The following is an 18046-nucleotide window of genomic DNA, read 5'->3' as shown; positions in this document are numbered from 1 at the left end:
CCCACGTGGACACCTTGACCCGACGGAAATTCCTCCTGACGAGCGGCGTGGCCGGTGGAGTCGCTCTTGCTGCGGGAGCGACGGCCTGGGGGATCGACGACCTGCTGGCCACGGGTACCTCCGACGCCGCCGGCGCGGATGCCTCCATCTTGGTACTGGTCACGCTCTACGGAGGCAACGACGGGCTGAACACCGTGATTCCGGCCGCCGATGGGCACTATCAGGACCTTCGTGGTGACCTCGCCTACAGCGAGGACGAAGTCCTCTCCCTCGGAGACGGACTCGGCCTCAACCCCTCGATGAAAGGGCTGAAACGGCTCTGGCACGACAAACGTCTCGCTGTGGTGCGCGGAGTGTCTTACCCCAAGCCCGATCACAGCCATTTCCGATCAATGGCCATCTGGCAGACGGCATCACCCAAGGGGCCGGTTCCGTCCGGCTGGCTGGGCCGCTGGCTGGACCACGAGGCAGGCGGTGACCCGCTCAAGGGTGTCTCCGTCGGAGCCACGCTGCCACCGCTGATGGCCGGTGAGACCACGGCCGGCGCAGCGGTGCGTCTGGGGCGCACCGCGCTGCCCGATGCCTGGCAGCGAACCTGCACACAACTGGCGGACGTCGACAGGGACGCTCACCCGCTGGTGCTCAGGGCGGGATCCTCGCTGGCCGACCTCACCAAGGTCGCCTCGGCATTCGGCGGAGACGCCGAGCAGCAGCGGCAGGATCCGGGTGAGCCGCGCGACGAGGACGAGGGCAACGACGGCTCCTCCGCCGGCGGCCAAGGCGGCCTCGGGGCACAGCTCGACGTCGTGGCGCGGGCGATCGAAGCGGGGGTCTCCACGCGCGCATACAGCGTCAGCCTCGGCGGTTTCGACACCCACGCCAACGAGAAGGCCACCCAGACACGACTGCTGGGCGAACTCGACAGCGCCCTCTCCGCGTTCAGTGAACGGGTGAGCAAGACGAAGGCGGGCCGGCGCGTCGTGGTCACCGTCTACTCGGAGTTCGGCCGCAGGCCCAGGGCAAACGCCAATCAGGGCACCGACCACGGGACAGCGGGACCGCTCTTCGTCCTCGGAGAGCCCGTCAAAGGCGGCTTCTACGGCGAACAGCCCAGCCTGACCGACCTCACCGACGACGACCTGCGCACAACGACGGACTTTCGAGACGTCTACGCGACCTTGCTGGGCGGCGTGCTCAACAGCGACCCGGCCAGGGTCCTCGACGGCCACGACACCACCCTCGACTTCCTGTGAACCCGCGAGGCAACACAACCCGCCCCACGGCGAATCAATTACGCGCAGGTGTTGATCGCCAGGAGTGCTCAGCCCTCTCGAACAAGCTGGTGCGTGCAGGTCAGCCCTGCTTCGGTGTGCGGGAGGCCCATCCGATGGGCCAGGTCACGCGTGGTCCGCCGGTGAAGGCGACTGTGCCAGGCGACGTCCGGATAGCAAGCGCGCAGATGCGTCACGGCACGCGTGCCCAGGCCGCTGTCGAGCAAGGGGGTGGCGACATCTACTTCGGTGATCACGCCGCTGGCGCAGGTCTCGCACAACTCGTACGTGACATGGCCGACGATGCGCCGCTCGTAGACCAGCAGCAGAGCCTCAGCCTCTTCGGCCGGGGCGGGCGCGTGGAGGATATCCACGTCGCGGTAGGCCCATACGCGCCTGTGCAGCTTGCCCCGTCGCCGTTGCCTACGAGCGTGCCTGGATACAGCGCTCCTGGACGGAAAGCCCACGAGCGAGCTCGGCAGAGCAGCAAGTTTTTCAAGCATCTAATGGGGTTACCCGCGCGAACCTGCCCGAATCAGGAGCATCGTCGTCCCTTGGCGAGCGAGCGGGGTGGTGACGTGAGTGCAAGAGGTGCGCAGGGAGCGAGGTCGCAGCGGCAGGACCGCGAGCAGCAGCACTGCCCAGCCGGCTCACGCTCCAGCGCTCATCCTCCGTGAAGCGTCTCGCGCTCAACCGTGATTCGCAGGTGGGTTCTCAGGCGTGGAATCGTCGCAGATCGGCTGCGAGTTGAGGTGTGGGCTGATGCCCCACCATTCGGGCCGGGCCTCGCGCAGGAGCTGCACGGCCTGCGGCAGAACGAGTTCGCTGTCCGTCGCGGTGCGCATCGTGTCGTAGGCGGCGCGCAGGCGAGGGCGAGCGCACGATCCGATGGCGTCGTCGAGTTCCTGAGTGGTGTGGGTGGCCAGGAGCCGCCCGAGGTGGACGCAGGCGCGCAGGCGCGCTGCTCGGGCTTCTTGGCGGTGGCGGCGGTCGATGGCCTGTCGTGTGCGGGAGCGTTTCTCCATGGCTGGTTCGGTGCGCAGCTGGTCCAGGGCGTCGGTGTAGTGCGGGCCGTGGACAGGGTGCGGAAGCGGGCCGGGGGCCGTCGCCGTCTCGTCTGTGGTGCTCATATCAGTCCAACGCTCCTGACCGTTAAGGGATGCGATCTGCACCACGGCGCCGCGAGGAGCCGACTGTCCCAAACTAAGCTGAACCGCCGGTCTTCGGCTGGAGACCGCCCAGAGCCGCCGTGGTTGGACCCGGCGCTCGCGCCGCACCCGCGAGGCGCGCACTGTCTCGCGCACGGGGCGAAGCCGGGGCAGCGCGCGCCGTCCGTGGGTGGTCGGGCGGCGTCAGTTCCCCTTGCTTTCCCCATGCCCTTCTCCACTGACGCCGCCCGACCATCTGACGATGAGCGGCCGATCCTCATCGCCGCGCCACATCCTCAGGTGAACTACGAGTGCCCCGTCACGTGCAGATGGTGGCTACACGATGGGGTGAACTGTCCTACGTGGCCGCACGCACGTGCGATGTCAGTCGCTCCTCGCCTGCCGACAGCGTCTGCGGAATGAGGCGGCTCCTCGTCTCGGCGCCTACCAGGAAAGCGCGGTGCCAGTCCTTGAGGTCTTTACCAAGCGGGCCTCACACGATCCGGGTGCACCTTGCTGACGTCGGAGGAGGGGGCGTCGACTGTGTCGGGGGCTCATCGCTGCGGCGTTCAGCCTTCAAGAGGGTCTTTGGCCTCAGCCCCTGCGACCTGCGCCCACATCCACGACCGCGCGCAAGAGGAGAGCCTTCGCCGCCCTCCCGTGGCATTTCGCTGGCGTGGGGTAGCCGGTCGTGGTGAGGTTCGGCCAGTCGAGGAGAGGAACGTCTTTCATGCGTGCTCGGAACATAGGTGCGTCAGCCGCCACGGCGTTGGCGCTGGTGGCTGCCCGCGACCTCGTGCAGAAGAAGCACGCGCTGCTGAGGAACTTCCCCGTGCTGGGGCACGCCAGGTACTTGCTGGAGAAGATCGGCCCCGAGCTGCGGCAGTACGTCGTGACGTCCAACGACGAGGAACGGCCCTTCAGTCGTGACCAGCGCAGCTGGATCTACGCGTCGGCGAAGGAGGAGAACAACTACTTCGGGTTCGGCACCGACGACGACGTCGAGCATGAGCAGGGTCACGCGTACGTGAAGCAACGCACGTTCGCCGGTCGGCTGCCCGATCTGCGCGACGCGCAAGCGCCGTTGCCCTCGGCAAAGGTGCTCGGCGGACCACGAGGCCGCGCGAAGGCGTTCCGTCCGGCGAGTGTCGTCAACATCTCGGCGATGAGCTTCGGCTCGCTGTCCGGCGCGGCCGTCACGGCGCTCAACAAGGGCGCGGCGCTGGCCGGGACGATGCACAACACCGGCGAGGGCGGCCTGTCGCCCTACCACCTCAATGGTGGGGATCTCGTCCTCCAGATCGGTACGTCGTACTTCGGCTGCCGCAACGAGGACGGGACGTTCAACCTCGACAAGCTCAAGTCCGTGGTCGCGAGCGGGCCCGTGAGGGCGATCGAGATCAAGCTCTCGCAGGGTGCGAAGCCGGGGCTCGGCGGCATGCTGCCGGGTGCGAAGGTGACCGACGAGATCGCCGGGATCCGCGACATCCCCGCGGGCGAGGACTGCGCGTCGCCGTCGCGGCACACCGCGTTCCACGACGTGGACTCGATGCTCGACTTCGTGGAACTGCTCGCCACGGAGACCGGATTGCCCGTCGGGATCAAGAGCGCCATCGGGGAAATGGACTTCTGGGAGGAACTCGCCACCCTGATGGAGCGAGGTGACCGAGGGGTCGACTTCGTAACCGTCGACGGAGGCGAGGGCGGCACCGGGGCTGCGCCCCTGATCTTCGCCGACTCGGTGTCCCTGCCGTTCCGCATGGGTTTCTCCCGCGTCTACGGCGTGTTCGCCGAGCGCGGGCTGACCGACGACATCACCTTCATCGGCTCCGGCAAGCTCGGCCTGCCCGAGAACGCCGTCGTCGCGTTCGCCCTCGGTGTCGACATGGTCAACGTGGGCCGTGAGGCGATGCTGTCCATCGGCTGCATCCAGGCGCAGAAGTGTCACACCGACGCATGCCCCACCGGCATCGCCACCCAGAACCCGTGGCTGACGCGCGGTATCGATGCGCCCTCGAAGGCCATCCGTGCAGCGGGCTACCTGCGCACCCTGCGAAGGGAGTTGCTGAGGGTCTCGGGCGCCGTCGGCGTCGCCCATCCCTCGCTCATTACCCCCACCGACATCGACATCCTCAACGGCGACTACGACGCCCGCACCCTGGCGAGCGTCTATGGCTACAGGGACGGCTGGGGCTCGCTCGGCCCCAAGCTCGCCGACGAGATCACCGAGCTGCTCACCGCCTGAGCACGTCCTTGCCCCCTCGTCGGGCCTGCGGAGTTATGACTGCGGCCTGATCAGCACGCGACGTCACGAGTTCGCGCAGTCCTGTCCTCCTCGGTCCTCGGGACAGGACGCCGCGCGCGAGGCGTGACAGCGGCCCGGGCTGCGCGGCCCGCACGGAGGCCGGGCCGCGCCGCGCGGGCGGGTCAGAGCGCCGAGTCGAGGTGCCCGAGGTGCTCGATGAGGTTCATGTTCTCGGCGTAGTCCACCGGGCAGTTGATGATTGACACGCCCGGGTCCGCCAGTGCCTCGCGGAGAGTCGGCAGCAAGTCCCCGGCGGACTCGATGTGGTAGCCCTTCGCGCCGAAGCTGCGGGCGTACTGGACGATGTCCGGGTTGCCGAAGTCGGTGTTGGAGTTCTCCCCGACCTCCAGGTCCATCTTCCACTTGATGAGCCCGTAGCCGTTGTCCTCCCAGATCAGCACGGTCAGCGGGATGTTCTCGCGAACCGCCGTCTCGATCTCCTGGGAGTGCATGAGGAACGAGCCGTCGCCGACCGCCGCCAGCACCTTCGTCTGCGGCCTGGCGAGCTGGACCGCGAGCGCGCCGGGCAGCGAGAAGCCCATGGTGGACAAGCCGTTCGAGATGAGGCAGGTGTTCGGCGCGTACGTCGGGTAGAGCCGGGCCATCCACATCTTCAGCGCGCCGGTGTCGACCAGCACGATGTCGTCGCGACCGAGCGCGGCGCGGGTGTCGGCGATGACACGCTGCGGGGCGAGCGGGTAGCGCTCGTCCGCGGCGCCGTGCTCGAGTTCCTTGGCCAGCCGCGCGCGGGTGGCCTTGGTGTCCTCGTCGTCGATGGTCCAGCGCAGGCCGTCGAGTTCGGTGGCGAGGGCGTCGAGGGAGGCGGAGATGTCACCGATGATGCCGACGTCGACCGAGTAGCTGTCGTCCACCTCCGCCGGGAACCGGTGGAGGTGGATGATCTTCTTGTCACCGTCCGGGTTTATTCGCGACGGGTCGAACTCCTGCAGCTCGTAGCCGACGGCGATGATGACGTCGGCCTCCTCGAACCCGAAGTTGGTGTAGTCGCGCCGCATGAAGCCGAACGTGCCGGTCGAGCACGGGTGGTCGTCGGGCAGGACGCCCTTGCCGTGGAAGGTGGTCGCCGTCGACACGTCGAGCGCGGTGGCGAACGCTGCCAGCGACTCCTCGGCGCCGCCGCGCGCCGCGCCGTGTCCGGCGAGGATCACCGGCCGGCGGGCCGCGCGCAGCAGCTCAGCCGCACGCTCGATCTGCTTCGGGGACGGCGCCTCGGGCTGCACGACGTTCCTGCGCAGCGGGCGCAGGTCCGAGCCGTCCGCCGCCTCGTCGACGTCCTCGGGCACGGCGAGGTAGACGGCGCCGGGCCGCTCGGACTCCGCGGTCTTGAACGCGCGCCGCACCATCTCCGGGATGGCCTGGGTGGCCGGGACGTCCGCCGACCACTTCGTGACCGGGGCGAACATGCTCACCAGGTCCACGAACTGGTGGGACTCCTTGTAGTTGCGCTCCTTGCCGACCTGGGCGCTGATCGCGACGACGGGCGTGCTGTTCGTCATGGCGTCGGCTACGCCCAGCATCAGGTTGATCGCGCCGGGCCCCAGCGTCGCGGACATCACACCCGCCGAGCCGGTGAGCCGGCCGTGCATCTCCGCCATGAAGGACGCGGCCTGCTCGTGCCGGACGAGGATGTAGCGGATCTTCTCCGAACGGGCGAGGGCGTTGGTGAAACGGATGTTCTCCTCGCCGGGCACGCCGAACACCACCTCGACGCCCTCGTTCTCCAGGCAGCGCACCAGGAGTTCGGCCGCTCCGTCGGGGGTCTGCTTACCGTGCTCGGCATCGCTCACGCTGATCGTGTCCTCTCCCGGGTTTCGGCCGCGCCGATGGGCGGACCGGTCAGTCGTCTACCCCGGCCCATCGCTCGGACGCCTGCGGACCGGGTCTTACGAGTCAGACCCTCGGATTCTTGATCGCCGCCCAGCGTTCCTCGTCGTCAGAGACCGCAGCCAGGGTCTGGCGGGTGCTGGACGCCCTTCCGGAGCATCGGTGCTGCTCTGGCCACCGGGACCGCCCACCGATACGACTTCAGGGTGTTGGAGGACCGTCTATTCCTCGGGCCCGTGCCGGGCACCACGCGCACCGCCGTGCGGGCCTGCCGGATCGGCCGGCGGTTGGTGTGGGCCGAGAGGCCCTACATGCCTCACGTGCGCCCGTCGCGGTCAGACCCCACGGCCTCAAGATCCGCCGGACACGACCTAACGGCCAAAGACTGCGCTCAGCTGTCTATCTCTGGCGTTCAATGACACCTGGGAGTGAGGGAGCGTGGCCCCGGGCGGGGTATCGGCGATTCCCCAAACTGGCCTCCCCCGCCGTGCCCTCCCCCACCCGCTGCCCGTCTTGGCGGGATCGGTGAGAGAACCTGCGCTCGGGCTCGCAGGTTCACATCCGCTTGCGGGGGCGACGCGTGGAGCACACCGATCCTCGGGTTCTGGTCCGACTGCCCAAGTTCGTGCTGGCCAGGAAGACGTGGCTCACTATGGACGGCGCCCGCACGCAGTCATCCATCGCCCGTCGGGGCGGCAAGAGGATCTCCTACTCGTGATCCGGAGCTGACTACCGGGGCGCTAAGATCTGCGCGCTCTTCAGCGGGATCAGCCGCGCTGCCTGCATGAACGCGCCGATCTAGTCACTGGGGCGTCCGGTGGCGACCTGCGGCGAGCACCGGACCGCAACCGGCCTGCTTCGGTCAACCGACCGGGTCTTCCCGTCCGGGCGGGGCAGGGCGGGGGCTCATGCGGTCGGGAAGGAAACCTTCGCGAGTTCCTCCGAGACGGTCCAGATGCGTCGGGCCTCGTCTGTGCTGCGCAGGCGGCTGTAGAGCTTCTGCTCGGCCGGCGGTCCGCCGAGGTGGCCCGGGCCGCTCGGTCCGTAGAAGCCGCCACCCCGTGCGTCGGGGGAGGCTGCCGCGTACAGCGCGGGGAGCTGCGCGGTCTCGACGGTTCCCAGGAGGATGCCGCGGGCGGACAGAGTGCGGATGACCTTGACGCCGAGGGTGTCTTTGGCGCGGCCGATCTCGGGACGGGCGGCGAGCAGGCTGGTCGGGGCGACGCCGGGGTGGGAGAGGTTGCTGGTGATGCCCCAGCCGCCGGAGCGGCTGCGGCGGTCGAGTTCGAGGCCGAAGAGGCCGAGTGCAATCTTCGACTGGCTGTAGGCGGCGCTGCCCTTGTAGGAGTTCTCCCAGTTCAGATCGTGCCAGTTGATGGCGTTGCTGTTCGCGGAGACGCTGATCTGGGAAGTCACCCGAGCGCGTCCGGCGCGCAGCAGCGGCAGCAGGTGGGCGGTGAGGGCGACGTGGCCGAGGTGGTTGGTGCCGAACTGCAGCTCGAACCCGTCAGCGGTGGTCTGCCTATCGGGCGGTGTCATTACCCCTGCGTTGTTGACCAGGAAGTGGATCGGCCTGTCCTCGGCGAGGAGGGTTCTTCCCAGGGCTGCCACGGAGTCGAGGGAAGACAGGTCCAGCGGGTGCAGGGCGACGTTCGCGTCGGGGACGGCTTGCTGGATCCTCTCGATCGCGGCTCGGCCCTTGGCAGGGTTGCGGACCGGCAGGAGGACTTCGGCGCCGGCGGCGGCGAGTCGGGTGGCGATGCCGAGCCCGATGCCGTCGCTGGCGCCGGTGACGACGGCGCGCCTGCCGGAGAGGTCGGGAAGGGGGAAGCCGGAGGATGAGCGGGGCATGAGGGCTCCTGGGGTGCCGGGGCTTTTCACACCTCAATGTATGCGGCGATCACAATGTATGCAACGATTACTATGTGATCACCGCCGGATATCATGACGCCATGACACGGCGCGCCTACCACCACGGAGACCTGAAGGCGGCCCTGCTGGAGCGGGCCGAGCGCACGCTGCGCGAACGGGGGGTGGAAGCACTGTCGCTGCGGGAGCTGGCGCGCGAGTCGGGTGTGAGCCCGGGGGCGCCGAGCCGGCACTTCCGCACCAAGCAGGTGCTGCTGGACGCCCTGGCGCTGGACGGCTTCGAGCGCCTGGTCGAGGCCATCGCGGTCGCCCAGGGCGCGGCCGGGCCGTCGTTCGGCGAGCGTCTGGAGGGCATGGCGCGCTCCTACGTGGGCTTCTGCACCGCCAACGCCGCCCTGGTGGAGCTGATGTTCTCTGCCAAGCACAGCCCCGAGGCGTCCCCCGCGCTGGCGGACGCCGCGCGGCGGTGGGCCGAGCAGGGCCTGGAGCTGGTGCGCGCCGGACAGGAGCGCGGCGAGGTCCGCGCCGATCCGCTGGACAGTGTCGCGCTGACGGTCTTCGCGCCCCTGCAGGGATACGTCGCCCTCGCGACAGGCGGAGTCCCTCTGCCCGCCGGCGACGACCGCGGACTCGGCGACGTCATCGCCGCCATCATCCGCGCCTGCCGCCCCGACTGAAACCCACACCCGCCCATCCGGCGCCATGCCGCTGACAGGGATGCACCAGCCCACGATGGTGGACAGCGTGTGGCCAGATCCGAGCTGACCAGGTGCTCGGCCAGGTCGCGGAGCGTCCACTCTCCGCAGTGTTCGACGGGTACGGACAGATCACCGTCGAGGCATTTACGGAACGCGTCGAGTTCGTTATTCAGGTGCTGCCGCAGAGATTCCGAGTCCATGACCGATGAACGTGACACGGCCCACTGACATGGCGGCCCGGCCCCGACCGGTCGCCTATTCCGCTGGTGACCAGGGAGCGGAGCACAAGTCAGCGACGCTACGCCGGTCGCGGACCTCTGAAGGCCTGTCAGCCGCCCTGCCCACCGCGACCATGGAGACGATCACCCAACCCGGGTTCGGGTCCAGCTCCTTGGTGAGCCTTTCCAGGTCGAAGGCCCGGAATTGGTGCGCGTCGAGTCCCATGGCCCGGGCCTGAACAGTCATGTGGGCGATGGCTTGGCCGAGGTCGTAGTCCGCGAACTCGGAGTAGATCAGCTGTGTGTCATCGACGTATCGGCGCGTCAGTGTGACGACGAGCAGGCCCGCATCCGTCGCCCAGGGAGCCGAGCTCGGCGCAAGGCAGGGGAGCACGCGGTCATGCTCCGGCTCACCGGGCCTGCCGATGAAGAAGCCCCACGGCTGGGAGTTCCCTGCCGATGGTGCCCACCGCGCGGCTTCCAGCAGCAGCCCGAGGGCATGGTCGTCGACCACCGCCGACGGGTCGAACCGATAGGGGCTGAAGCGCCTGGCAAGCAGTGGGTGTATGCCGTTGTACGGCTCCTGAGGAGAATGCACGTGCTGCTGCAACCGGCGACCGCATGTGCCTATTCCGACCGGTGAAAACGCTGACACCATCCTCGCCAGACGATCTGCTAGAACGACGATCAACTGAAGGCTGTCCCGCGATGCATCAGTAGTCCCGGACGCCTCACTCGCCGGTCACGCCGTCGATGAGCTCACGCGCGACATCGAGGTGACCGACATGGCGGGCGTACTCCTGAAGCAGGTGGAAGAGGATTCGCCCCAACGATGGTGCTTGGTCGGGCGTCTTGAAGCGGCCTCCGATGCATGCCTTGTCACTCAGCACGGCAGATTGTGTGCGGGCGTTCGCGATGGTCACCTCTGCTTGGTAGGCAGCGATGACCTGTGCGGCGGAGGTGTCGGCGGCGACCGTCCACTCCGCGGCGTCTCCACCGGGCGGATAAGCGACGAGATCCTCGGCACCGAATCCCCATCGCAGCCAACGTCGTTCGACCCAGCCGAGATGCTGGACCAGCCCGAGCGGCGACCAACCGAGCGGTTCGACGGGCGTTCGGAGCTGGTCATCGGAGAGATCGGCGAGCTTTCGCATCAGGGCGTTTCGGTACCACTCCAGGTAGCCGAGGAGCAGTTCATGGGCGTCGGAGACGTCGACGGCCGGGCCGTCAAGGAGCGCGGGGACCTGATCCTGAGGCTGCTGCATCCCGTGAACGTAGTGCGGACAGTGGCCTCGTGAGCGCGGCGGGATGGGCGTGGCTCTCTTCCGGGGGCGGCCCCGATGGGTTTGAGCTGGGAGATCGTGGCTGTGCGTGATGGCGGCCTGGTCGGTGTCTTCCGTGTAGGTGGCGGAGGCGACGCTGGTGGGGTCGTTGATCGGTGAGTTGGAGGCGCGGGAGGCGGCGGCCCGGGCCCGGGTGCGGTCGCCACCGCCCTCGACGAGTGACGGACCCGCCGGGGCCGCACCGTGCCGGGGCCCGAGCGGGGCGGGCCGCCCACCGACTAGCATCGCCGAGTTCGTACCACCCACCGGCCCGGGCATCACGGCACGGCGTACCAGGGAGCTGACACGGCATGGGAACGAAGAGCGCAGCAGCGTGGGCGGTAGCGGTGCTGATGCTCGGCGCAGCCGTCGGCGGCTGCGCCGAGGTATCGGACAAGGGACCGTCCGGCAGCAGCGCGAAGAACATGAAGTCCCACCGCGAACCCGAGGACAAGCCTGATTCACGGGTCGTCGAGGACGACGACGACCACACCGTCCTCGAACTGTCCGACGGCCGGCAGGTGTCCCTCCGCTTCACTCGCCGCGGCCTGGAGGCACAGCATCGCGACACCTCTGACGACGCCTGGTCCGCCCGGAAGACGGTCTATGGGACCGGCACCAAACCGTGCCACGGCATCAGGGCAAAGGCGTACCGGGGCACCGTGTGGCTGGTGGCCGGCTTCGGCGCGTACTGCAGGGACGGCGAAGAACCGCAAGAGGTGATCGCGGCCGTCGCCACCGGGGACCTCTCCGTCTGGACCACCGACCCGACCAAGAACTACGTCCCCTGGCCGAAGGCCCGCATCCGCGACGGTGGCGCCCGAGTGGACTTCGTCGATCGCAACTTCCTGCGAACCACCACGCTGACCTGGCACAAAGGCTCCGGATTTGCCGCGGTAGCCATGAAGTACAAGCCCATCCACCCCTGGTTCGTGGGCCGGTGGCGAGCCACGGACGGCAGCCAGCAGCTGACCGTCCACCAGGTCGAGCCGGGCAGATGGGCACGCGTGGTCATCGAGTCCCGCACCGGCCCGCGATGCAAGGGCAGCGCCGTTGTCTCCGGCGACGACCCGCACAACCTTTCCATCATGGGCAACTTCAAGCTCGATCAGGGCCACGGGACCGTCAACTGCCTGCCGAAGGGGACCGAGTACGACTTCGACGTGAAGTCCTCGGACGGCCCGCTGCGCCTACGCAGCATCGGCGAGCACCCGAAGACCGTCCTTACCTATGAGCGGGCTGGCTGACGTACAACCGCGCATGAGGGGCGGCGGCGTGGCCGGGTCTCTACCGTGTGGGTCGCGGAGGCAACGCTGATGGGGCCGTTGATCGGGGAGTTGAAGGCGCGGAAGGCGGCGGCCCGGGCCCGGGTGGTGGCGCTCGAAGCGGAGCTCGCCGGGCTGACGGCCCGTCTGGATGACGAGCGGGAGGCATGGTCGCGGCTGCGGATCGCCCGGGAGGCGGTGGCCGAGGTGATCATGGATACGGGCGGGTCCGGAGCGACCCTACCGGGCGCCGGCGGCGCGGAGCCGGAGAACCCGGTGCACCCCGGGGTGCGGGTGGTCGGGGCGATCACAGTGCCGCACTGGCGCCAGGGGCTGTCGACTGTGGTGCTGCCGGATGTCCACCGGGACATATTCGAGGTCGTTACCGACGCCGCAAATCCGATGCAGGCCAAGCAGAGCGGGGTGCACAATGAGTTCGTGCTGCCTCCCCGACTGCTGTGGCGTGACCCCCGGCCCATCCCCCGGTTCAATCTGCAGGAACCGGTGACCCAGATTGTCCGCGATCCCGGCTTCTATGAGGCGAGCGATGCAGACAACTGCACAAGGTTCGGGTACTTCTGCCAGGCCCATGACCGCCCCTACCGGCACGAGGGGTGTGGGGGTGGGCCGCATCTCATCGCTCTGGACTGCCAAGAGCACGGGCCCGAGAACGTGTGGCCGCAACCACTGATGTTGATGTTCCCAGAAGGGTTCGACCCCCTGCTGAGCGATGCGCAACTGGCCTGGCTACGGGCGGAGGACGACGCTGTCTAGGCATGATCCGAAAGAGTCGGCCTAGCCTTGACCAGCAGATTGGCAGCCTCCCTACCTGATCACGGCGGCCGTTCGAAACGAGCTGTACTCCGTCGAGGACCGCTGTTTGGGGCGTCGGCGGCCGAGAGCGAGGGCGAGTTCACCGACCGGCGCAAGCGTGTGACCGCCGTCGCCCGCACACGACCACGCAACCTCGCGATCATGCTCCACGGCGTGGGCGCCGAGGTCATGTCTTGGACACACCGGCCAGACCTGCCGGGTCCGTTCGAGCAGGCTCTCCTGGATCAGGGTCGCCAGGCTGGTCAATGCCATGACTGGGTCGTCGCACATGTTCGGCAGGATGGGGCCGCCCCAGTTGAGCTGTACGCCGTCGGCAAGACGGACACCAGCCCCCACCGGGAACCAGTCCTCCAGGATCTCGATCTCCGGTTCCCCTTCGATCCCACGCGTGGGCAGGTCACGCGCTACGACGCGCAGTGCGGCACGCAACGTCTCCAGACGCTCAGGAGCGAGTTCGAAGCCGGGATCGAAGCCCACGTCGTTCAGAATCCGCCGGGCCAGGACGGTCATCTCCGCCCGCGACACATCGGCCGGGTTCCGCTCGACGGCCTCCAGGACGGCGTCGGTGTGACGAAACCAGTCGAGCAGTTCACACGCGAGAGCGACGACGTCCTGTGGGTCAAGGCTGTCCTCGCGCACGCCTAGATAGACCCTTCGCATCAACTGCTCAACATCCGCTTCGTACCCGGCCGCGTCGTCTCTCACCGGCTCAGTATCCCGGCCCAGCACAGCCCCCCGCCGCACGATTTTCCAGCAGGGCATCTACCCCTCTCACCAGCGAAACGATGACCCCACAACGTCATCGCAACCTCCACGTCCAAAGTCCCGCGCCCTTCCAAGCCGCAGGACCTGCTGGCTGAACGGCTGCGGCCTACCGGCGCGGGGCACTGGTCCAACGAGCCTGTGGTTGCGGCGGCGTCGGCATGTGTTGCGTTGTACGGCTTCCCGTGCCCCGCGCAGGGCCGAGGTGCGTGCTGCTGTCGTGGCGCTCTGCGACGAGCGGTTGTCGGGCCGGGAGGGCGTGGGCTGCGGGCTGCTGTGTCCGGTGTGCGCCGAAGACCACCAGCGACCACAGCATGCAGCCGAACGCTGCGGTGTGGAGCAGGGCGCGGACGATGTTCCAGGCAGTCCAGGTGCTCTCGAAGTTTGCGCGTACGGCTGCTGGGTCCTTGATGTGGTCGGGACTGCCGGCCGTGGCGAGTTGGTCGTTGAGGGGGACGTTGAGGCCGCTGGTGACCAGAAAGGCGAGCAGATAGAGCACCAGCGCGGCGATCAGCCATGGCAGCGCGGCGCGTCCGTGGCCGCGCCAGGCCAGGAAGACGCCAAGGCCGAGCAGAGGGATCGCGGCCAGGAAAGGGAGCATGAAGACCGGATTGAGGATCGCCTTGTTGATGTTCTGCATCGCCTCGACGAAGGTTCGGTCGGAGGAGCGCGCCAGGCCCGGCATGACGGAGTAGGCGAAGGCCGCGAACAGCCCGGCCATCAGGCCGGTGATGAGGGTGGCCACTATCAGGTTGGCCTGCTGAAGGTTCTTCATGTGTGTTGCCTTTCATTCCAGATGCCGGTGGCGGGCGGTGCAGTGGTGGTAGTCGGTGGAAGCGCGTGGATTCGTGTCTCCAGCCTCGGACGGCGCCGACCGCTGACCAACTCCCTATCCACGCAAGTTCGTTAAGCTGTGTGTTCACGACTGTGTCGGGACATCGTCGCGAGGAGGGCGTGGCATGGAGCGTCGCGACATCGAGATCTTCCTGGCCGTCGCCGAGGAACTGCACTTCGGGCGGGCCGCCGAGCGACTGCGCGTCTCCACTGCCCGGGTCAGCCAGACCATCAAGCGACTGGAGCGTCGCCTTGGCGTGCTGTTGTTCGAACGGACCAGCCGCCGGGTCGCCCTCACCCCGGTGGGGCAGCGCCTGTACGACGACATCCGTCTCGGCTACGACCAGATCGTCGAAGGCGTGCGACGCGCCGAGACTGCCGGCCGCTCCGTCGCAGGTGTGCTGCGCGCGGGGTTCATCGGAGCGCCTGGGGGCCCGTTCATCCTCGCCGTGACCCAGATGATGCGGCACCGGCACCCTGACGTCGAGGTCCGCATCCGCGAGGTGCAGTTCAGCGAGGTCCACAAGCCGCTGTACAGCGGCGAGATCGACATTCTGCTGTGCTCCCGGCCCATTGAGGAACCCGACCTGACGGTCGGCCCGGTTCTCATTCGCGAGTCGCACGCGCTCGCCGTCTCATCTCGCCACCCCTTCGCCCGCCGCACGTCCGTCCACCTCGACGACCTCGCCCGCGACACGGTGCTGCGTTCCCCTCGCTCCATCCCCGCCTACTGGGACGAGCACCACATACCGACGCGCACTCCCACGGGCCGTCCGATCGAACGCGGCGAGAGCACCGAGACCATTCAGGAACTCATCGCGCTCGTCGGAGCGGGCCGGGGTATCTATCCCGTCCCGGCCCACGCAGCCGCCTACTACGCCCGCCCTGACGTGGCCTACGTCCCGATCATTGATGCGCCGCCCTACGAGTGGGGCTTCGTCTGGCGCCCTGCGGCGGAAACCGCCCGGCTCAGGGCGTTTCACCAGGCCGCACTCACCCACGCCCACCGCCGGCCCGACGACGGCTGGGGCGTCACCTGACCCCGTCGAGTCGTCCTCCTCGTCCGCGACGAACCGCTCCGGGCGAGGCAGCAGCCCTCACTGACCCGAGCCGCCGGACACCCTCAACAACGTCCGCAGGCCGCGGAGTTGTCCGGCGGCCCGGAGCTCAGCTCTGTCCAGGGCTGAGTCCCTCCACCGCGAGGTGGAAGAGGCGGTCGGCCTGGAATCCGGGGTCCTCGTGATGTTCGGTGGCCAGTGCGATGCCCACGGAGAGGGTCAGCAGGTCGTGAAAGGTGACGTGCGATGCAACCGCCTTGTCGTCGATGGCCCGTTGGAGCAGAGGTGTTCCGGCCGCTTCGATTCTGCTGCCGCAGCCGTTTGAGGAGGGGCTCTCGGTGGGGGGCTCGTAGCTGAGGACATGGGCGAATCCGCGGGCCGAGACGGCGTAGAGGACGAGGTCGTGAAGCCACTCCAGCAGTGCGGTTCTGCTGTCCTCGGTCACGCGCAGCCGGTCTGCGCGCTCGCACAGGGCCGCGATGCGTTCCTGGAAGACGGCTTCGAGCAGGGCCTGGCGAGTGGGGAAATGACGACGCACGGTCGCCGAGCCGACCCCTGCGATGCGCGCGATCTTCTCCTGCGACGCGTCGACGCCGTGGGCGGCGACCTCGGCCTCGGCAACGGCGAGGATGCGCTGGTAGTTGCGACGGGCGTCCGAACGCTGACCGGTCATGATCTCCTCATTGCTAAACGGCGGGCCCCGCCATATTGTACTGGCACGCAAAGCGGCGGGCCCCGCCGTTTCGCCTCCCCGAAGCGTGAGGAGCAGCCATCATGCCCAGCAGCAGCGGCCCCGTTCTGGTCACCGGCGCCACAGGTCAGCAAGGCGGGGCCACGGCTCGTGCACTCCTGGCCGCCCACGTGCCCGTGCGTGCGCTCGTACGCGATCCGCGGTCGAAGCCCGCCCAGGCGATCGAGGCGCTGGGCGCCGAGCTGGTGCGGGCGGACCTTTCCGACCGGGACTCCCTCGGCCCGGCGGTCGAGGGAGTCCGCGCGGTGTTCTCGGTGCAGATGCCGCCCATGACCGAGGCCGGCGTGGACTTCGCGGATGAACTCACCCAGGCCGTCAACCTGGTGGACGCGGCGAAGGCCGCAGGGGTTCGACAGTTCGTACAGTCCTCGACCAGTGGAGTCGGTGAACACACCCGGGCCCCCGGCTGGTCCGAGGGCCGCTGGGCGGCCATGGCGGACTATTTCCACACCAAGCAGGCCATCATGGAGGCGGTGCGTGGTGCAGGGTTCGCCCGCTGGACGGTGATCAAGCCCGCCTTCTTCATGGAGAACCTGCCCCTGCTGGCTCCCAAGGGGCCCCGCGGCGGTTTGCTGACAGTACTGAAACCGGACACTGCGCTGGCGCTGGTGGCCGTACAGGACATCGGCACGGCCGCGGCGCACGCTCTGCTGGACCCCCACCGGTTCCACCAGGTGGAACTCGAACTGGCCGGTGACCTGCGCACGATGGAACAGATCGCACAGACCCTGTCCGCAGCCTGGGGCGTGCCCGTGACCGCGCCCTCCATGAACCTGGAGGAGGCCCTCGCCGCCGGGATGCCGACGTGGGGAGCCGGACACGAGTGGAACAACGTGGTCCTGCAGCCCGCCCGACCCGAGTTCGCCCAGGAATTGGGCATCCCGGTCACCACCTTTACCGAATGGGCGAACGAGCAGGCAGCACCCGTCCACATCTCAAGGACGCCATAGAGGGCTATGGGTGGGGCGTTCGGATGTGCTCGGCATGGCAGCGATGCTGGCGGCATCCCCGCTCTCCTCGTGCCACGAGGCACCGCAGGGCCACGACGACCACGACCACGACCACCTCTGAGTGTTCTTCATTCATGCGGTCACTTGCTCAGCGCGGGCTCGGACGGTCTGATGGGGAGCCGGACCCGACCGGCTTACGGTGATGGGTCGGGGCTGGATCGTGCACCAGGGCCGTGCGGCCCTCTCACCGCCACAGACGGGCACACGGACGGCCTCCCGCACGCCGGATTCGCCGTCACCGCCGCCTGGCAGTTCCTACCCTTGGACGACGGTGGCGAGCAGTTGCGCGCGGCGGGAGCGCGGTGGATCTGTTCCGTGCACGGCGGGTGCTGTACCTGGCCGCGCCCGGTGCGGCTTGTGGTGGGCCGTGCGATCGGCGCCTAGAAACGGACGCCACATCGCTCCTGCACGCCGATGGACCAGGCGCCGATCGGCCTCCTGCAAGGCGACCGGGCCCGGCTCGACCTTGGCGCGAGCGGGCGGGAGGCCGCTTACACCAAGGGAGTGGCGACCGGCACCAGAGTTGTCGGCGTGGCGCTTCGGTCACGGCTGTAATGCCCGCGTCAAAGATCGCCACACCTGTCGTCTGACGGATCCGGCTGGGGGTGCGAGGGCAGTCGCGTCGAGGCCGTGGTCCGGCCGGCGTGGCCAGGCACTTGGACGGCTTCTGATGCTCTTGGATGGCGTGACGGAGCCAGACGGCTGATCAGGGCGAGCGTGTCTGCGCTGATGGCGACCCTGCGCGAGGCTTGGAGGATCGGCTTAGACGTCATCTCAATTGGTTGGGTCGGTAGGCTGTCGGTCGTGGCAGGGATCGTTGAGCGGCTGGTGCCGGACGAGTTGTGGGAGTTGTTCC

The 18046-nt window shown here is 68.4% G+C and carries 16 protein-coding genes; 7 read left to right on the top strand and 9 right to left on the bottom strand.

All coding sequences use genetic code 11. The features are described from left to right. Positions 1 to 5 precede the first annotated feature (5 nt). On the top strand, positions 6 to 1253 hold the full coding sequence (locus tag K377_RS38945; RefSeq protein ID WP_111668390.1) for a DUF1501 domain-containing protein: 1248 nt from the start codon (positions 6 to 8) through the stop codon (positions 1251 to 1253). A gap of 68 nt (positions 1254 to 1321) precedes the next feature. On the opposite strand, the gene K377_RS38940 is transcribed toward K377_RS38945, so the two are convergent. Together K377_RS38940 and K377_RS38935 are read right to left on the bottom strand one after the other, a co-directional pair. Then, positions 1322 to 1645: an N-acetyltransferase gene (locus K377_RS38940; RefSeq protein ID WP_111668389.1), complete on the bottom strand. Its 324-nt coding sequence runs from the start codon at positions 1643 to 1645 to the stop codon at positions 1322 to 1324. A 315-nt stretch (positions 1646 to 1960) separates the two neighbouring features. Then, positions 1961 to 2401, bottom strand: coding sequence for a hypothetical protein (locus tag K377_RS38935; protein WP_111668388.1), 441 nt, complete (start codon positions 2399 to 2401; stop codon positions 1961 to 1963). Positions 2402 to 3149: 748 nt separating this feature from the next. Here K377_RS38935 and K377_RS38930 point away from each other — a divergent pair. Continuing rightward, on the top strand, positions 3150 to 4664 hold the full coding sequence (locus tag K377_RS38930) for an FMN-binding glutamate synthase family protein (protein ID WP_111668387.1): 1515 nt from the start codon (positions 3150 to 3152) through the stop codon (positions 4662 to 4664). Positions 4665 to 4846: 182 nt separating this feature from the next. On the opposite strand, the gene K377_RS38925 is transcribed toward K377_RS38930, so the two are convergent. Both K377_RS38925 and K377_RS38920 read right to left on the bottom strand, forming a co-directional pair. Next, entirely contained in the window at positions 4847 to 6532 is a 1686-nt protein-coding gene (locus K377_RS38925) for an acetolactate synthase large subunit (protein ID WP_111668386.1), read from the bottom strand. 943 nt (positions 6533 to 7475) lie between these two features. Beyond that, the gene (locus K377_RS38920) at positions 7476 to 8420 is read right to left on the bottom strand and encodes an SDR family oxidoreductase (protein WP_111668385.1); all 945 of its coding nucleotides are present in this window, start codon (positions 8418 to 8420) and stop codon (positions 7476 to 7478) included. Between the two features lie 101 nt (positions 8421 to 8521). Here K377_RS38920 and K377_RS38915 point away from each other — a divergent pair, with 101 nt between their 5' ends. After that, positions 8522 to 9115, top strand: coding sequence for a TetR/AcrR family transcriptional regulator (locus K377_RS38915; protein WP_111668421.1), 594 nt, complete (start codon positions 8522 to 8524; stop codon positions 9113 to 9115). 276 nt (positions 9116 to 9391) lie between these two features. Here the strand turns inward: K377_RS38915 and K377_RS38905 are convergent, their stop codons facing one another. Beyond that, the gene (locus tag K377_RS38905; RefSeq protein ID WP_111668420.1) at positions 9392 to 9952 is read right to left on the bottom strand and encodes a nitroreductase family protein; all 561 of its coding nucleotides are present in this window, start codon (positions 9950 to 9952) and stop codon (positions 9392 to 9394) included. A gap of 133 nt (positions 9953 to 10085) precedes the next feature. Beyond that, positions 10086 to 10619 (bottom strand): DinB family protein, encoded by a 534-nt coding sequence (locus K377_RS38900; protein WP_111668384.1) that lies wholly within the window; start codon positions 10617 to 10619, stop codon positions 10086 to 10088. 368 nt (positions 10620 to 10987) lie between these two features. Between K377_RS38900 and K377_RS38895 the strand changes: the two genes are divergently transcribed. Further along, the gene (locus tag K377_RS38895) at positions 10988 to 11923 is read left to right on the top strand and encodes a hypothetical protein (protein ID WP_146614828.1); all 936 of its coding nucleotides are present in this window, start codon (positions 10988 to 10990) and stop codon (positions 11921 to 11923) included. Between the two features lie 69 nt (positions 11924 to 11992). Next, on the top strand, positions 11993 to 12715 hold the full coding sequence (locus tag K377_RS42575; RefSeq protein WP_237551440.1) for a hypothetical protein: 723 nt from the start codon (positions 11993 to 11995) through the stop codon (positions 12713 to 12715). A gap of 51 nt (positions 12716 to 12766) precedes the next feature. Here K377_RS42575 and K377_RS38885 read toward each other — a convergent pair whose 3' ends face one another. Together K377_RS38885 and K377_RS38880 are read right to left on the bottom strand one after the other, a co-directional pair. Further along, the gene (locus K377_RS38885) at positions 12767 to 13480 is read right to left on the bottom strand and encodes a hypothetical protein (protein ID WP_111668418.1); all 714 of its coding nucleotides are present in this window, start codon (positions 13478 to 13480) and stop codon (positions 12767 to 12769) included. Between the two features lie 166 nt (positions 13481 to 13646). Beyond that, a complete protein-coding gene (locus K377_RS38880) occupies positions 13647 to 14312 on the bottom strand; it encodes a DUF1772 domain-containing protein (RefSeq protein ID WP_111668382.1) in 666 nt (221 codons plus the stop codon). 184 nt (positions 14313 to 14496) lie between these two features. Between K377_RS38880 and K377_RS38875 the strand changes: the two genes are divergently transcribed. Then, a complete protein-coding gene (locus K377_RS38875) occupies positions 14497 to 15411 on the top strand; it encodes a LysR family transcriptional regulator (RefSeq protein WP_111668381.1) in 915 nt (304 codons plus the stop codon). 127 nt (positions 15412 to 15538) lie between these two features. On the opposite strand, the gene K377_RS38870 is transcribed toward K377_RS38875, so the two are convergent. Further along, positions 15539 to 16102, bottom strand: coding sequence for a TetR/AcrR family transcriptional regulator (locus K377_RS38870; protein ID WP_111668380.1), 564 nt, complete (start codon positions 16100 to 16102; stop codon positions 15539 to 15541). 101 nt (positions 16103 to 16203) lie between these two features. Here K377_RS38870 and K377_RS38865 point away from each other — a divergent pair, with 101 nt between their 5' ends. Continuing rightward, positions 16204 to 17130 carry an NmrA/HSCARG family protein gene (locus K377_RS38865; RefSeq protein WP_111668379.1) on the top strand — a complete coding sequence of 309 codons (927 nt, stop codon included), beginning with the start codon at positions 16204 to 16206 and terminating at the stop codon, positions 17128 to 17130. The last annotated feature ends 916 nt before the right edge of the window (positions 17131 to 18046 follow it).

Source organism: Streptomyces sp. PsTaAH-137 (assembly GCF_003259365.1).
Lineage (GTDB): Bacteria > Actinomycetota > Actinomycetes > Streptomycetales > Streptomycetaceae > Streptomyces.
Note: the sequence above shows the minus strand (reverse complement) of the source record. Positions and strands in the feature narration are given on the sequence as shown.